This window comes from Stenotrophomonas sp. LGBM10 (genome assembly GCF_046736075.1).
Lineage (GTDB): Bacteria > Pseudomonadota > Gammaproteobacteria > Xanthomonadales > Xanthomonadaceae > Stenotrophomonas.
On sequence record NZ_CP177163.1, the window covers coordinates 2,028,608 to 2,043,299 of the forward strand.

The window sequence follows — 14,692 nt, forward strand, 5'->3', positions numbered from 1 at the left end:
TCAGTCCTGCCCGGCCAGCGGCGCCAGCGTGGTGCGCAGCTCGGCATACACGGCGTCGGTCTGCGGGCGCACCTCGTGCCACTGCTGGAAGCTGGCCGCGGCCTGCTCCACCAGCATGCCCAGGCCATCGACGGTGTTGCGGCACTGCGCCGCACGCGCCCAGGCCAGGAAGGCGATGGCCGCGTCGCCGTAATTGAGGTCAACCGCGGTGGTCATGCTGTTGACCAGCGACAGCGGCAGCTCGAACTTCGCCTCGCGGTCGCGGCCGGCCGAGGTGGCGTTGACGATCAGCTCGAAGTCGCCCAGGTCGCGCAGGTCGTCCCAGTAGCGGCTCAGGGCACGCCCGGGCTCGCCGATCGCATCGACCAGCGCGTCGGCCCGCTCGGTGGTGCGGTTCACCACCACCAGCTCGCGGATGCCGGCATCGAGCAGGGCCGGCGCCACGCTGCGCGCCGAGCCGCCGGCACCGAGCAGCAGCACGCGGCGGCCACGCAGGTCCAGCTCATGGCGTTCGGTGAGGTCGCGGACCAGGCCCACACCGTCGGTGGTGTCGCCGTGCCAATAATCACCCTTGCGCAGCAGCGTGTTGACCGAGCCGGCCAGCTTGGCGCGCGAGGTGAATGTTTTGCACAGCGCGAACGCCGCTTCCTTGAGCGGGGCGGTGATGTTGGCGCCCACGCCACCATCGGCGGCGAACGCCTCCAGCGCGGCGGTGAACGCGGCAGGCGACGCCTCGATGGCGCGGTAGTCCAGCGCGATGCCTTCCTGGCGCGCGAAGGCGGCATGGATGTGCGGCGACTGCGAATGGGCGATGGGCTGGCCGAATACGGCGTAACGGGCGGTCATGGGTGTCTTAAACTCCGGGCCTGGATTGGAACGCAAACCCCAACGGAAGCGACGATGCGCACTCCCCTGTCACTGCTCGCGCTGAGCCTGAGTTTACTCTTCGTACCGGGCGCGATGGCGCTTTCCGAGTTCGGCATCGAAGGCATGGGCGTGGTCTCGACCAAGGCCAACGAGGCCCAGGCCACCGTCGCGCCGGACGGGCAGCGCATCGTATGGGCCTCGGACCGCAGCGGTGGTGCCGGGGGCTGGGACCTCTGGCAGGCGGTGCTGCGCGACGGGCGCTGGCAGGACCCCACGCCGCTGGCGCTCAACACCGGCAGCGATGAAACCGACCCCTACTTCAGCCACGACGGGCGCTGGCTGTACTTCGCCTCCAACCGGCCCGGGGGGGGCGGCGGCTTCGATCTGTACACCGTGGCGGTACAGGCCGACGGCGGTTTCGGGCCGGTGATGGCGCTGCCGGTCACGATCAACACCCGGGCCAACGAGCGTCGCCCGGCACTGCGCCCGGATGGGCAGGCCCTGTTGTTCGCGCGCGATGGCGCCGGCACGCGCGGCGGGTTCGATCTGTTCCAGGCGGCGGTGCAGGACAACGGTTTCGCTGCGGTGACCGCGTTGCCAGCTCCGCTCAACGGCCCGGCCGACGAACTGGGTGGCGAATGGCTGGGCAACGACGGTGCGCTGGCCATCACCCGCGTGGCCGGCGGCCAGTCGCAGGTGTGGCTGGTGGGCTGCGATCACGGCCAGGCTGCGGTGCCGCTGGCGCTGTCATTCAACACCGCCGACGGCCAGACCGGCGCGCCGGTGGTGGATGCGTCCAAGCCGTCCGAGCTGGTGCTGGCGGGTCAGGCGCGGGCGCCCCGGGCGGGCGGATTGGATCTGTATCGGATCCGGGCACCGTCGGTGGCCGGGTGCCGGTGAGAGCCGGAGCAGCCGACCCACGGCCGGCTCACCCTGCCGCTACGGCCGCTGCAACAGGTCGGCACGCAGCCGTTCGTACTCGGCTTCACTGATCTCGCCGTTGTCCTTGCGCTGGTTCAGCGCGGCCAACTGCGCCTGCAGCGCCGGCGAAAGCTGCGCTTCGCGGGCCACGCGCGCGGCGGCCGAGGGCTGTTCCGGTGCCCGTCGTGCGGCACGGCGCACGCCGCGGATCACCAGGCCGATCACCACCGCAAAGGCGAGTACGCCCGCGCTCCAGGTGACCCACTGCACCCATCCCATCGTCTGCATCATCGTCGTCCTGTTCGCGTGTTGGCGCGTATTGTCAGCGTTCGCGCAGCCAACGCGCCACCTGCGGGGCGAAATAGGTCAGCACGCCATCGGCGCCCGCGCGCTTGAAGCCGATCAGCGATTCGAGCACGCAGGCGCGCTCGTCCAGCCAGCCGTTGGCGAAGGCCGCCTTCATCATCGCGTACTCGCCGCTGACCTGGTACGCGAAGGTCGGCACGCCGAACTGCTGCTTCACCCGGCGCACCAGATCCAGGTAGGGCATGCCCGGCTTGACCATCACCATGTCCGCGCCCTCCTCCAGGTCCAAGGCGATCTCGCGCATCGCCTCGTCGCCGTTGGCCGGGTCCATCTGGTAGGTCTTCTTGTCGGCCTTGCCGAGGCTGGCCGAGCTGCCCACCGCATCGCGGAACGGGCCGTAGAACGCCGAGGCGTACTTGGCCGAGTAGGCCATGATGCGCACGTTGACATGGTTGTCGGCGTCCAGCGCGCGGCGGATGGCGCCGATGCGGCCATCCATCATGTCCGACGGCGACACGATGTCCACGCCAGCGGCAGCATGCGACAGCGACTGCCTGACCAGCGCCTCGACGGTGATGTCGTTGAGCACGTAGCCGTTGCCGTCGATGATGCCGTCCTGGCCGTGGGTGGTGTACGGGTCCAGTGCGATGTCGGTCATCACGCCCAGCTCCGGGAAGCGCGATTTCAGTGCGCGGATGGCGCGCTGCGCCAGGCCGTTGTCGTCCCACGCGGCCGCCGCATCCAGCGACTTGCCGGCCGGGTCGATCACCGGGAACAGGTCGATCACCGGGATGCCCAGCTCCAGCGCCTCTTCGGCGACCTTGAGCAGTTCGTCGATGGACAGGCGCTCCACGCCCGGCATCGAGGCCACCGGCGCGCGGCCCTCCAGCTCGTGCACGAACACCGGATAGATCAGGTCGTCGGTGGTCAGCGTGTTCTCGCGCATCAACCGGCGCGAGAACTCGTCGTGACGCATGCGGCGGGGGCGATAGTCGGGGTGGGCCATGAAGTGCTCCGGGACGGTATACGGGGGTTACTGCAGCAGGTACTGCCGCGGTTGCAGCGGCTCGGGCAGCGGCTGCACGCCGAGGCTGTCGAGCAGGTCGATCTCGATGGTGCGCACCAGCGCATCCAGCGGCAGGTCGTTGGGCTCCAGCCCGAACGGCTCTTCCATTTCCTCGCCAAGCTGGTCCAGGCCGAAGAAGGCATAGGCCAGCACCGCCGACACCACCGGCGTGGCCCAGCCCAGCGAGCTGGCCAGGCCGAACGGCAGCAGCACGCAGAACATCCAGGCGCAGCGGTGCAGCAGCAGCGTGTAGGCGAATGGCAGCGGCGTGGACAGAATGCGCTCGCAACCGGCCTGGATGCTCGACATCGCGTGCAGGCGGGTCTCGAACTGGGCGTAGAGGATCGGGTCCAGACGGCCGGCGCGCAGCGGCTCGGCCAGGTCGGCGGCGATCATCGCCAGCAGCTGGTCCGGCGCGTTCAGGCGCTCGCCGAAGCGCGCCCGGTCCGCCTCGGCTACCCAGGGCAGCGCGGCCAACGCGACATCGCGCCCGCGCAGTCTGGCGGCCAGGGCGTGTGCGAAACCAATGCCCAGGCGGCAGATGCGGTCGCGGCGCGGCGCGTCGTCGGCCAGCAGCGCGGTGCACAGCCGCGCCAGGCTGCGTGATTCATAGACCAGCTGGCCCCACAGCTTGCGTCCTTCCCACCACCGCTCGAAGCAGGCGTTGTTGCGGAAGCTGAGGAAGATCGACAGCACCAGGCCGAGCAGGGTGAACGGGGCCACCGAAACGCGTTCGATGCCGGGCGGATGCCACACCTCGGCCAGGGTGGCTGCGGCAACCGCCAGCAACAGGATCGCCAGCACCTTGGGCGCCACCGCCGGAACGATGGAGCCGCGCAGGATGTACAGCAGTTGCCAGCCGTGGGGACGAGGGCGAATGATCATCGGTGCAGGAAAAGCGCCCGGACGGGCGTTGCGCCGCCGGCAGCAGCCAGGGCGGCAGGGAGCATTCTACGCCGATGCGTGCAGGCCCCCATGACGGTGCGACCGTCTGTCGCACCGGTGCAGGCGACGCAGGGCCGGCTCAGACGATGCCGCCGCCCAGCCCCAGGCGCAGGATCGCCACCACGACCACGATGCCGTTGAGGACCAGCCCGGCCCAGGCCCGGCCGCGCTTGCTCGGATGCGTGAACAGGATTCCGATGGCAGCGATGATCGCCCCCACCGCAGCGAAGGGAATCAGGAACCAGTTGCCCCAGCCCAGCAGCGGAATCAGCGCCAGGATCATCCACAGCAGCGCCAGAATGCCCCACAACAGACTGATCAATCCCATGCCGCGATTCCTTGTAATGGTGTGGCCTGGCCCACCATAGCGTAAAGGCAGGCATGCGCGTGTGCGCCGGCCTCACCCCGACGGTGCTAGCGTGAAGATGAGGGGTTGGCACCGATTCAGTCGCCAGCCCCGATGATCGCGCCACAGGCCGAACGGCCCATACCATCAGGGGTGATGCCATGAACATCCGATCCATCGCACTGCTGGGCCTGCTGCTGACCGTGGCCGGCTGCGCCAGTACCTCCAAGGTGATGCTGGGCCAGGCGCGCGCGCCGGTCGACCCGGCCACCGTGCAGATCTATTCGACGCCGCCGGCCGGGTCGGTCGAAATCGCCCAGCTGGAATCCTCCAGCGCGGTCGGTTTCGGTACGCAGGGCCAGACCGACGCGGCGGTCATGCGACTCAAGCGCGAAGCGGCTGCCCTCGGCGCCAACGGCGTGATCCTGATGGGCGTGGGTTCCAGCGGCTCGCCGGTGGGCATGTCGGTGGGCGCCGGCAGCTACGGCTCGCACGTGGGCGGTGGCGTGGGCATCGGCATTCCGACCACGCAGAAGCGCGCGGCCGGGGTGGCCATCTGGGTACCCAATCCGCCGCCGGCTGCCCGCCTGCCGGCGCAGACGATCACGCCGCAGAAGTGATGCGGCCCCGGGGATGCCGGCCAGCGGCCGGCATGCCCCGCAGGGTCATTGGCGGTGCTTGGGCACGAACACCTCGTTGACCGCCTCGGCGAGCTGGTCCGGCGGCAACAGGCCCTGATCGAGCAGGAAGTTGTTGAACGCCAACCGGTCGAAGCGGGCGCCCAGCGCCAGTTCGGTCTGCATGCGCAGTTCCAGGATCCGCGTGTAGCCGTAGAAGTAGCTGCCGGCCTGGCCGGGCGCGCGGACGGTGTAGCGATCCAGTTCCTGGGTCGCCATCGCCTTGGACAGGCCCACCTCGTCGATCAGCACACGCTCGGCAGTGGCACGGTCGGTGAGTCCGAGGTTGAGCATCGGATCGAGCATCGCGCGCGCGGCGCGCAGCAGGCGGAACTGCAGGGCGATCAACTGCCCGTCCAGCGGTTCGTAGGGCACCATCTCCGCTTCGGCATACAGCGCCCAGCCTTCAACGTTGACCGAGTTGAACGCGAACATGGTGCGCGCCAGCGAGATGCCGCGCTCGACCATCGCGGTGAACTGCAGTTCGTGGCCGGGCCGGCCTTCGTGCGCGCTCAGCGTCCACGCTGCCGAGCCGAAGTTGAAGTCGTCGTACTGCGCCGCCTTGTCGCCGGCGGCGGGATTGCCCAGCGGCAGCACGAAGGTGCCCTGCTGACCGGTGTTGCCGACCAGCGGCGCCGGCAGGAAGTGCGGCGCCGGCGAGGCTGCGCTCTCGGCCGCTGACCCCAGCCGCATCTGCATCGGCCGCTGCGGCACATCGACGATTTTTTCGCGACGGATGATCGGGTCGATGGCATCGATCACGCCACGGTAGTGGTGTTCCAGCTGGTCGTCGGCGATCTTGTCGCCCTTCAGCGCGCGCACCACCGCCACCGGGCTGGTCGGGTCGGTCACCTTCAGGCCCTTGGCCTGTACCACCAGCGGGGCCAGCTGGCGCATCGCCGAGCGGGTTTCCATGAACTCCAGCTGCGCACGCTGCATCAGCAGCGCCGGGGCGATGTCGATACCCACGCGCTTGAGCTGGAAGGCGTATAGCGGTGCCGGCAGGCGGGTATCGGTACGCGCCTTGGGCAGCACTTCGCTGCGGGTCCAGTCGCGGTACTCGCGCAGCTGCGTGGCGATGGTCTTCAACGCCTCGTCGGCGCCGGCCACCTTGTACTTGCCGAACAGCTGCTCGATGCCGCTGATGTAGGTGTCCACGTTGGCCAGCGACTGCTCGACCTCGATCTTCGTCGGCTGCAGCAGGGACGTGTCGGCCAGGCGCTCTTCATAGCGCTGGCGCGACAGCGTAGTGACCGGCTGGCTGCCCGGCAGCAGGCCGGCGTAGCGCTTGAGGCGGTCCAGCGCCTTGGCGCGGCGCTCGGCGGGAACCTGGTCGGACAGCAGCAGGTTGAGGCCGCTGAACACGGTCTGCGGCGTGTCCGTCCACGGCAGCAGGTATTTGTCGTTGAGCTCGCTGCCTTCGATGTTCTGGGTGGCCGCGGCGATCATGATCGCCAGGTCCTGGCGCACGTTGGGATCGCGTTCGGTGGCCAGCTTGCCCTGCAGCTCGGTGCGCGCCTTGGCCATTGCCGCCCGATAGCGCGCGCCGTTGTCCGGACCGAAGTCGGCCACCTTGTCGTCGTACCCCGGCACGCCGAAGAAACCGGTCTCCTCCGGCTGGAACGGGCCCTGCGCGTCCAGCAGGATCTGCGCCAGCGCATTGCTGCGCACCACCCAGGCCGGGCTGGCGGGCGCCTTGCTGGCGGCCGGCGCGGCGGCCAGGGCCGGCGGCGCGCTTAGTGCGGCGGGAACGGAGAGGGCCAGCGCAACGGCAAGGACGAGCGGCTTCATGCGGGAACTCCAGCGAAGAGATGCCTGCGACCCTACGCACTCAGGGCACGGGCGGCAATCGGCCGGAGGTCATGCCGCTCAGGCCTCCAGTGCCTGCAGCGGTACCGACGGTGGCAGCGCCGGCGCGGGCGGGCAGTCGCCCTGTGCCCGGCAATCGGCCAGCTCGCAGCGGGTGACCGCCTCGGCATCGTCCAGCGCGGTGAGGTCGATGGTGTGGGTGTCGCCGGTCAGCACGTACATCACCGGATAGTCCCACTGCGCCTGCTGCCGCCGGCCGGCCAGGAACAGGTCGCCGTGCGCCTGGGGGCCGCGCACTTTCAGCACCAGGTCGGCCCGGCCACTGCCGTCGCTGCCATGCTGCAACGTGCCCACCGGCAGGTAACCGTCGTCGATCGGCTCACCCAGCGCCTGCGCCAGCTCGATGCTGCACCGCGCACGCCGCATCGCCTCCATATAGGGTTCGCTGCCACGGCTCCACTGTGACCAACGGTCCAGCGCGAACCCGACCACCAGCGCGGCGGCCAGCACCGACAGCAGGACCAGCGCGGGCATGGCCCAGCGCCAGTGGCGCGCCCACCAGCCGCGGCGTGCAGGGGTGGGGGGAAGCGGTGGCGACGGTGTCATCGGCGTACTCCTTGTCGAGCCGGTGGCGGGGCAACGCGATCAGGGGGCCAGGCAGCGCCCCAGGAAATCCTCGGCCAGGCGATAGCGGTGCAATGCGTTGCTGCCCGACAAGCCGTGCTTGGCGCCGGGGTAGGTCATCAGCTCGAACGGCTGGCCACGCTTCTGCAACGCGCTCATCAGCACGGTGGAGTTGGTGAACAGCACGTTGTCGTCGGCCATGCCGTGGATCAGCAGCAGGCGCGAACGCAGGCCGTCGATGTGCGCCAGCACGCGGGCCTGCTCATAGCCCTTGGCATTGTTGCCGGGCAGGTTCATGTAGCGCTCGGTGTAGTGGGTGTCGTACAGGCCCCAGTCGGTGACCGGCGCCCCTGCCACGCCACAGGCGTACGTATCGGATGCCTTGGCCAGCAGCATCAGGGTCATGTAGCCCCCGTTGGACCAGCCCTGCACGCCGATGCGCGCCGGGTCCACCCAGGGCTGCTGTTTCAGCCAGGCCACACCACGCAGCTGGTCGTCCACTTCGACCGTGCCCTGCACGCCATACAGCGCGCCACCGAAGTCGCGGCCACGGCGGGGCGTGCCACGGTTGTCCAGCGAGAACACCACATAGCCCTGCTGGGCCAGGTACTGGTTGAACAGGTGGTCACCACGACCGGGCCAGCTGTCGGTGACGGTCTGGCTGGCCGGCCCGCCGTAGACGTACACCACCACCGGATATCGCTTGGCGGGGTCGAAGCCGGTCGGCTTGATCAGGCTGTAATGCAGCGCGGTACGGCTGTCGGCGGCGGTGAGCGTGCCGAACTCGACCGGGCGCTGCGCATCCAGGTAGCGCGCGTAGGGATGGGCCGGGTCGGACAGGTTGTTCTCGACCAGGGTGGCGATCTTCTCGCCGTTGGCACGGTACAGCGCGATCTGCGGCGGGGTGGTGGTGTTGGACCAGCTGTCCACGTAGACGCTGGCGTTGCGCGCGAAACTGGCGCTGTGCATGCCCGGGGCCTGCGACAGGCGCTGCGGTGCACCGCCCTGCAGCGGCACGGCATAGATCTGGCTCTCGCGGGAGGAGTCGACGCCGGCACGGAAATAGGCCTTGCCCGCCGCTTCGTCCACCGCCAGCAGTTCATCGACCGGCCACGGGCCGCTGGTCAGCGCGGTGACGGTCTTCCCATCCTCGGACACCCGGTACAGGTGCTCGAAGCCGCTGCGCTCGGACGACCACACGAACCCACCCTGCGTGAGGAAATGCAGGTTGTTGTGCAGCGGTACCCAGGTGCGCGAGGTTTCGGTGATCAACGTGTGCTGACGGCCGCTGGCCAGATCGGCCTGGATCAGCTCCAGGGTCTTCTGGTCGCGCGATTGGCGCTGGAAGGTCAGGCGTTGCGGATCGCGCCAGTCGACGCGGGCCAGGTAGATGTCCGGGTTGCGGCCCAGGTCGATCCAGCGCGGCGCGGCATCGGCCTGCGGTGCGATCACGGCCAGCGTCACGGTGACGTTGTGGTCGCCGGCGGCCGGGTAGCGCTGCTCGATCATCTCGGTGCGGTCGGCATACATCTCGTAGCGCTTCTGCACCGGCACCGGGCTTTCGTCGATGCGCGCGAAGGCGATCGCCGAGTCGTCCGGTGCCCACCAGTACCCGGTATGGCGATCCATCTCCTCATCGGCGACGAATTCGGCCACGCCGTTGCCGATGGTGTCGCTGCCATCGCGGGTGAGCTGGATCTGCCGGCCGCTGGCCAGGTCGATCACCCACAGGTTGCGGGCACGCACGAAGCTGACGAAGCCGCCCTTGGGCGAGAGCTTGGCGTCGGTGGCGAAGCCCTCGCCGTGGGTGAGCTGGCGCACGGCGGCCTGGCCCTGCTTGTCCAGGTCGTACAGGTAGAGTTCGCCGCCAAGCGGGAACAGCAGCGTGCGCGCGTCCGGCGACCACTGGTAATCGACAATGCCGGTCATCGCGGCGATGCGCTGGCGTTCGCGGCGGGCCTTCTCGGCGTCGCTCAGGGTCTCGGTGCCGGGCAGCACCACCTTGGAATCCACCAGCAGGCGGGTCTGTCCGCTGGCGATGTCGTAGGCCCACAGGTCCAGCTGGTTGCGGTCGGCGTCCTTGCCGCGCAGGAAGCTGACGCGCGACCCATCGGGGGCCACCTTGGGTTTCATCAGGGTCGGGCCGGACAACGGCAGCGGACCGGTGATGGCCTCCAGAGTGAGCTTTTCGGCGTGGGCGAGCGAGGTCGTGGCGAGCATCAGGGCGAGCGAAGCAAACAGGTGGCGCATGGAGGGTTCCGGCAGCGTCTGGGCGACTCCCCGCCGCGCGCACGCGGCAGGGAACGCCTCATCCTAACCAAGCCGGCGCGGGAAGGCAGCATGACCTTGGACCCGCGCGCGCCGCGATCAGGCCTCAACGCTGGCCGAACAGGTGCCTGCGCTCGTCCTCGCTCAGCGGCTTGCCGGCATCGGGATTCACCTGGGCGCGCAGCGCGTAGGCACGCTGGGTGGCCGGGCGCGCGGCAATTGCATCGTGCCAGCGCTTGAGGTGGGGGAAGGCGGCGAAATCCACCGGCAGCTTGTCGTACGCGCCGATCCAGGGGTAGCTGGCCATGTCGGCGATGCTGTAGCTGTCGCCGCCCAGGTAGGTGCTGGCCGCCAGGCGCTTGTCCATCACCCCGTGCAGGCGGCGCACCTCGTTGTCGTAGCGTTCGATCGCATAGGGAATGCGCTCGGGGGCATAGACGTTGAAGTGGCCCATCTGCCCGCTCATCGGGCCCAGCCCGGCCATCTGCCAGAACAGCCATTCCAGCACGGCCACGCGGCCGCGGCTGTCGGCCGGCAGGAAGGTGCCGGTCTTCTCGGCCAGGTACAGCAGGATGGCGCCGGATTCGAACACGCTCTGCGGCGCGCCGCCGTCGGTGGGCTGGTGGTCGACCAGGGCCGGCATCTTGTTGTTGGGGGAAATGGCCAGGAAGTCGGGTTTGAACTGGTCGCCGGCGCCGATGTTGACGGGTTTGACCTGGTACGGCAGGCCGGTTTCTTCCAGCATCAGCGTGACTTTGTGGCCGTTGGGGGTGGGCCAGTAGTACAGGTCGATCATCTCGTGGACTCGGCGTAGGCGAAGGCCGAGTGTAGTGCGAGAGTTGGGTTGGCAGGGTCAATCCGGCCCGGTAACCTGCGGCCTCTCCCGCAACGCAGCATTCCAGCATGTCCCCTTCCCCGCCCCGCCTCAGCCCCATGTCCTCCCTGATCTTCGCGTCGCGCTGGCTGCAGCTGCCGCTGTACCTGGGACTGATCCTGGCCCAGTGCGTCTATGTGTTCCTGTTCGGCAAGGAACTGTGGCACCTCATCCACGACGCCAACAGCCTGGGTGAGCAGCAGATCATGCTGATCGTGCTCGGCCTGATCGACGTGGTGATGATCTCCAACCTGCTGGTGATGGTGATCGTGGGCGGTTACGAAACCTTCGTGTCGCGGCTCGGCCTGGAAGGCCACCCCGACCAGCCGGAGTGGCTGAGCCACGTCAATGCCAGCGTGCTCAAGGTCAAGCTGGCGCTGTCGATCATCGGCATCTCCTCGATCCACCTGCTCAAGACCTTCATCGCTGCCGGTGCGCTGGACGGCCTGCCGCTGTGCCCGCCGGAACTGATGAACGTGGCCGCCTCCAACATCGGCGCCAGCAAGTGCAGCTCGATGACCAGCGCCGGCGTGCTCTGGCAGACCATCATCCACTGCGTGTTCATCCTCTCGGCGATCGGCATCGCCTGGACCGACAAGCTGATGTCCGGCCCGTCGACCAAGGCCCACGCGCACTGACGTTGCACCCTCTGGCCGGCATCGGCGACGATGCCGGCTGGTCCCACCGGCCCGGCCCCTGCGCCGCCCCGGTGATGCTAGATTGCACACCTGCAGCAGCGCCGTGGACGCCGGGAAACGTCCAGGGGCGTCGGCCGGCCTGACCGCTTCAGGTCTTACGTACCGTCGTATTCAAGGGGAAGTTGGATGTCGCACGTCACCACGTTTGCCAAGGCGCGCCTGCTCGCGCCGGTCACCCTGCTGCTGGCGCTGGCCGCCTGCTCCGGCAAGGACGAACCGAAACCCGCCGACGCGCCGGCCACGCCTGCCGCCACCGGCACCACCGCAGCACCGGCCGCACCGGCCGTGTCGGCCAAGGTGCAGTCGCTGGGCACCGAAGAGCTGCGCGAACTGGCCAGCAAGGCGCTGCGCGAGAACCGCATGTACGCCCCGGCGGGAGACAACGCGATGGAGTACTACCTGGCGCTGCGCGACAAGACCCCGGACGATGCGTCGGTGAAGAGCGCGCTGACCGACCTGCTGCCCTACACGCTGATCGCGGCCGAGCAGAACCTCACCCGCGAAGACTTCACCGAAGCCCAGCGCCTGGTCGCCCTGATCGAGAAGGTGGACGCCACCGCACCGGCCCTGCCGCGCCTGAAGCAGGGCATCACCGGCGGCATGCAGACCGCGCTGAAGCGCACCCAGGAAGAGACCGACAAGGTCAAGAAAGACGCCGAAACCCGCGCCAAACAGCTGGTGGAGCAGCAGCGCCAGGCCCAGCAGCAGGCCGGCGAAGCCGAAGCAGCACGCCAGATCGCCGCCCAGCAGGAAGCCGCCCGCCGCGACACCGACCGCCAGGACGCCGAACGCCAGGCCACCGCACGGCGTGAGGCCGAACAGCGCCAGCAGCAGGCCGCCGCCCAGCAGGCCGCGGCCGCGCGTGCTACCCCGGCCGCCTCGCCGAGCCTGCGCCCGGTCAGCACCCCGGCACCGCGCTACCCGGCCGACGCGCTGCGCTCGGGCACCTCGGGCGAGGTTCTGGTGGAAATCACCGTCGGCACCGACGGCTCGGTCACCAATGCCCGCGTGCTGCGCGCCAACCCGGCACGCGTGTTCGACCGCGAAGCGCTCAACGCCGTGAAGCGCTGGAAGTTCGAACCCGTCGGCGCCCCGGTCACCACTCGCCGTACGCTGGCCTTCGCGCCCGAAGGCGGTTGATCGACACGCGGCACCCCTGAAAAAGCCCGGCATCCGCCGGGCTTTTTCGATTCAGTGCGTGCCGTATGCGCTGCGTCCGATCGGCGCGAGCCGCCTCGCCTTCACCGCCACAGCATGCGCTCGCGATGCCGCTGCAGCGCCCGTGCGTAGATCGCCGGATCGCTGGCAAACTCGGCCATGAAGCGCGGTTCCGGCAATGCATAGGGATCACCCGGCGCAATGGCGCACTCGGCCTCCAGCTCCGGCGGAAACACCGGTGCACGGCAGGTCTTGAAGGTGAGCCATCTACTGAGCGTCAATGCGCCGTAGATGGGAAACATCAGCGTATAGCGCAACGGAAACAGCGTGGTGCCCATCATCAGGCACACCAGCATCCAGCAGTTGCGCAGCGTGCCCTTCGGCGAGAGGGTGATTACACGGTCCAATGGATCGTCGAAGCACTGTTCCGGCCCGTCTTTCATGTAGCGGCAGATCAGCGCCCACTGCTCGCGGATGTCGTCGTCATGGTTCCAGAAGTGGCCAATGGTGAAGGTCTGTTGTACCTGACGGTGACGGTCGAGAAGATGGCAGCGCAGGTCGCGCAGGCTGGGGTCCTGCCCACCACGACCGATGTGGAAGAACGCATACGGCGAGCCCCAGGGTACGACGACCACGCCACCGGGACCGTTGTGGCGGAAGAAATAGATCCTGCGGGTGATGCGGTTGAAGCGGACCGGGTAGTGGGTGTACTGGAAGAGGTCTTTGTGAAGGTGGACATTCCAGAAGTAGAACGGAAAGCCAAGCGCCGGCACGGATAAGACAGCGATTCCAATCAGAGAACCGATGAGGTCATCTTCCGTACCCAATGACGTGATAGCGACCTGCACCAGCACCGCAATCATGAAGATGGATCCGGCAGCAGACATGGCCGTGGCCGCCATCCCCTTCGTCTTGAACGTTCGATCGATAAACTCGAGGTACGTTGAGTTCAGCGTCGTCATTCCAACCGCGTCGTCAGGATAGAACTCGCCAAATTCGGATTGATGCAGTTCGGACTCCCACTCGATCTGCTCGAGTGGTCTGGCGTAGTTGAAGGCTGGATACCATCCTGTCAGCACGTCAGTGCGCCATCGTCTGCCTCAAAGGATTCACGCCCATTCACCGCCACAGCATGCGCTCCCGATGCCGCTGCAGCGCCCGTGCGTAGATCGCCGGATCGCTGGCAAACTCGGCCATGAAGCGCGGTTCCGGCAATGCATAGGGATCACCCGACGCAATGGCGCACTCGGCCTCCAGCTCCGGCGGAAACACCGGTGCACGGCAGGTCTTGAAGGTGAGCCACCTACTGAGCGTCAATGCGCCGTAGATGGGAAGCATCAGCGTGTAGCGCAGTGGAAACAGCGTGGTGCCCATCATCAGGCACACCAGCATCCAGCAGTTGCGCAGCGTGCCCTTCGGCGAGAGGGTGATTACACGGTCCAATGGATCGTCGAAGCACTGTTCCGGCCCGTCTTTCATGTAGCGGCAGATCAGCGCCCAATGCTCGCGGATGTCGTCGTCATGGTTCCAGAAGTGGCCAATGGTGAAGGTCTGCTGCACCTGGCGGTGACGGTCGAGCAGATGGCAGCGCAGGTCGCGCAGGCTGGGGTCCTGGCCGCCACGACCGATGTGGAAGAACGCATTCGGCGAGCCCCAAGGCACGACGACGACGCCACCGGGACCGTTGTGGCGGAAGAAATAGATCTTGCGGGTGACGCGGTTGAAGCGAACCGGGTAGTGGGTGTACTGGAAAACATCGCACCGCAAGTGAACTGTCCAGATGAGCGCCTGCGCACCGAACACAGCCAAAGCAACGATGCCCACGGGAATCGCCTCTTGCATCAATCCGCCAGACATCCCGTGGGCTTTGACCACAAGGGCGGATAGTCCAAAGATGTTTATGGACGAGACCACCATGGCGCACAAAGTCGCCGCCATTCCTTTGATTTTGAACGTCCTGTCGACAAACTCCATGAACGTTGAGTTGAATCGAACCAGGCCCAAGGCGTCGTCCGGTGAAAGATTGCGCGTATCGTTCTGGGGTAGCTCCCGTGCCAGTTCATCCGGACTCAATGCGCGGTGATACTTGAAAGCGGGATACCAGCCAGTCAGCACGTCAATGCACCATCGTCT

Annotated in this window: 15 protein-coding genes; 4 read left to right on the top strand and 11 right to left on the bottom strand. The window is 67.8% G+C overall.

Features of this window, described 5'->3' with window-relative positions; all coding sequences use genetic code 11:
• A complete protein-coding gene (aroE, locus tag ACLB90_RS08590; RefSeq protein WP_411852514.1) occupies positions 1–846 on the bottom strand; it encodes a shikimate dehydrogenase in 846 nt (281 codons plus the stop codon).
• Positions 847–900: 54 nt separating this feature from the next.
• Here aroE and ACLB90_RS08595 point away from each other — a divergent pair, with 54 nt between their 5' ends.
• Entirely contained in the window at positions 901–1,767 is an 867-nt protein-coding gene (locus tag ACLB90_RS08595) for a TolB-like protein (protein ID WP_411852515.1), read from the top strand.
• A gap of 39 nt (positions 1,768–1,806) precedes the next feature.
• On the opposite strand, the gene ACLB90_RS08600 is transcribed toward ACLB90_RS08595, so the two are convergent.
• The 4 genes from ACLB90_RS08600 to ACLB90_RS08615 all read right to left on the bottom strand — a co-directional run bounded on the left by ACLB90_RS08600 (position 1,807) and on the right by ACLB90_RS08615 (position 4,433).
• The gene (locus ACLB90_RS08600) at positions 1,807–2,079 is read right to left on the bottom strand and encodes an SHOCT domain-containing protein (RefSeq protein ID WP_411852516.1); all 273 of its coding nucleotides are present in this window, start codon (positions 2,077–2,079) and stop codon (positions 1,807–1,809) included.
• A gap of 31 nt (positions 2,080–2,110) precedes the next feature.
• A complete protein-coding gene (hemB, locus tag ACLB90_RS08605) occupies positions 2,111–3,100 on the bottom strand; it encodes a porphobilinogen synthase (protein WP_411852517.1) in 990 nt (329 codons plus the stop codon).
• A 27-nt stretch (positions 3,101–3,127) separates the two neighbouring features.
• Positions 3,128–4,045 (bottom strand): bestrophin family protein, encoded by a 918-nt coding sequence (locus ACLB90_RS08610; protein ID WP_411852518.1) that lies wholly within the window; start codon positions 4,043–4,045, stop codon positions 3,128–3,130.
• Between the two features lie 139 nt (positions 4,046–4,184).
• Complete coding sequence (locus tag ACLB90_RS08615) at positions 4,185–4,433, bottom strand: hypothetical protein (RefSeq protein WP_017354360.1); 249 nt, start codon at positions 4,431–4,433, stop codon at positions 4,185–4,187.
• Positions 4,434–4,612: 179 nt separating this feature from the next.
• Between ACLB90_RS08615 and ACLB90_RS08620 the strand changes: the two genes are divergently transcribed.
• Complete coding sequence (locus ACLB90_RS08620) at positions 4,613–5,071, top strand: hypothetical protein (RefSeq protein WP_411852519.1); 459 nt, start codon at positions 4,613–4,615, stop codon at positions 5,069–5,071.
• Between the two features lie 45 nt (positions 5,072–5,116).
• On the opposite strand, the gene ACLB90_RS08625 is transcribed toward ACLB90_RS08620, so the two are convergent.
• The 4 genes from ACLB90_RS08625 to ACLB90_RS08640 all read right to left on the bottom strand — a co-directional run bounded on the left by ACLB90_RS08625 (position 5,117) and on the right by ACLB90_RS08640 (position 10,625).
• Positions 5,117–6,919, bottom strand: a complete 1,803-nt coding sequence (locus tag ACLB90_RS08625; RefSeq protein ID WP_411852520.1) for a DUF885 domain-containing protein — start codon at positions 6,917–6,919, stop codon at positions 5,117–5,119.
• 78 nt (positions 6,920–6,997) lie between these two features.
• Complete coding sequence (locus ACLB90_RS08630) at positions 6,998–7,543, bottom strand: cytochrome c oxidase assembly factor Coa1 family protein (protein ID WP_411852521.1); 546 nt, start codon at positions 7,541–7,543, stop codon at positions 6,998–7,000.
• A gap of 39 nt (positions 7,544–7,582) precedes the next feature.
• On the bottom strand, positions 7,583–9,811 hold the full coding sequence (locus ACLB90_RS08635) for a DPP IV N-terminal domain-containing protein (protein ID WP_411852522.1): 2,229 nt from the start codon (positions 9,809–9,811) through the stop codon (positions 7,583–7,585).
• A 124-nt stretch (positions 9,812–9,935) separates the two neighbouring features.
• Positions 9,936–10,625, bottom strand: coding sequence for a glutathione S-transferase N-terminal domain-containing protein (locus ACLB90_RS08640; RefSeq protein ID WP_411852523.1), 690 nt, complete (start codon positions 10,623–10,625; stop codon positions 9,936–9,938).
• Positions 10,626–10,732: 107 nt separating this feature from the next.
• Here ACLB90_RS08640 and ACLB90_RS08645 point away from each other — a divergent pair, with 107 nt between their 5' ends.
• Positions 10,733–11,341, top strand: coding sequence for a TIGR00645 family protein (locus tag ACLB90_RS08645; RefSeq protein ID WP_411852524.1), 609 nt, complete (start codon positions 10,733–10,735; stop codon positions 11,339–11,341).
• Between the two features lie 186 nt (positions 11,342–11,527).
• Positions 11,528–12,541: an energy transducer TonB gene (locus ACLB90_RS08650; protein WP_411852525.1), complete on the top strand. Its 1,014-nt coding sequence runs from the start codon at positions 11,528–11,530 to the stop codon at positions 12,539–12,541.
• Between the two features lie 101 nt (positions 12,542–12,642).
• Here the strand turns inward: ACLB90_RS08650 and ACLB90_RS08655 are convergent, their stop codons facing one another.
• Both ACLB90_RS08655 and ACLB90_RS08660 read right to left on the bottom strand, forming a co-directional pair.
• A complete protein-coding gene (locus ACLB90_RS08655; protein WP_411852526.1) occupies positions 12,643–13,638 on the bottom strand; it encodes a DUF6708 domain-containing protein in 996 nt (331 codons plus the stop codon).
• Between the two features lie 40 nt (positions 13,639–13,678).
• Positions 13,679–14,674: a DUF6708 domain-containing protein gene (locus ACLB90_RS08660; RefSeq protein WP_411852527.1), complete on the bottom strand. Its 996-nt coding sequence runs from the start codon at positions 14,672–14,674 to the stop codon at positions 13,679–13,681.
• Positions 14,675–14,692: the final 18 nt, after the last annotated feature.

Excerpts from the sequence above, each read along its gene's own strand:
- aroE (WP_411852514.1), bottom strand. The coding sequence starts at position 846 with ATGACCGCCCGTTACGCCGTATTCGGCCAGCCCATCGCCCATTCGCAG.
- ACLB90_RS08595 (WP_411852515.1), top strand. The coding sequence starts at position 901 with ATGCGCACTCCCCTGTCACTGCTCGCGCTGAGCCTGAGTTTACTCTTC.
- ACLB90_RS08600 (WP_411852516.1), bottom strand. The coding sequence starts at position 2,079 with ATGATGCAGACGATGGGATGGGTGCAGTGGGTCACCTGGAGCGCGGGC.
- hemB (WP_411852517.1), bottom strand. The coding sequence starts at position 3,100 with ATGGCCCACCCCGACTATCGCCCCCGCCGCATGCGTCACGACGAGTTC.
- ACLB90_RS08610 (WP_411852518.1), bottom strand. The coding sequence starts at position 4,045 with ATGATCATTCGCCCTCGTCCCCACGGCTGGCAACTGCTGTACATCCTG.
- ACLB90_RS08615 (WP_017354360.1), bottom strand. The coding sequence starts at position 4,433 with ATGGGATTGATCAGTCTGTTGTGGGGCATTCTGGCGCTGCTGTGGATG.
- ACLB90_RS08620 (WP_411852519.1), top strand. The coding sequence starts at position 4,613 with ATGAACATCCGATCCATCGCACTGCTGGGCCTGCTGCTGACCGTGGCC.
- ACLB90_RS08625 (WP_411852520.1), bottom strand. The coding sequence starts at position 6,919 with ATGAAGCCGCTCGTCCTTGCCGTTGCGCTGGCCCTCTCCGTTCCCGCC.
- ACLB90_RS08630 (WP_411852521.1), bottom strand. The coding sequence starts at position 7,543 with ATGACACCGTCGCCACCGCTTCCCCCCACCCCTGCACGCCGCGGCTGG.
- ACLB90_RS08635 (WP_411852522.1), bottom strand. The coding sequence starts at position 9,811 with ATGCGCCACCTGTTTGCTTCGCTCGCCCTGATGCTCGCCACGACCTCG.
- ACLB90_RS08640 (WP_411852523.1), bottom strand. The coding sequence starts at position 10,625 with ATGATCGACCTGTACTACTGGCCCACCCCCAACGGCCACAAAGTCACG.
- ACLB90_RS08645 (WP_411852524.1), top strand. The coding sequence starts at position 10,733 with ATGTCCCCTTCCCCGCCCCGCCTCAGCCCCATGTCCTCCCTGATCTTC.
- ACLB90_RS08650 (WP_411852525.1), top strand. The coding sequence starts at position 11,528 with ATGTCGCACGTCACCACGTTTGCCAAGGCGCGCCTGCTCGCGCCGGTC.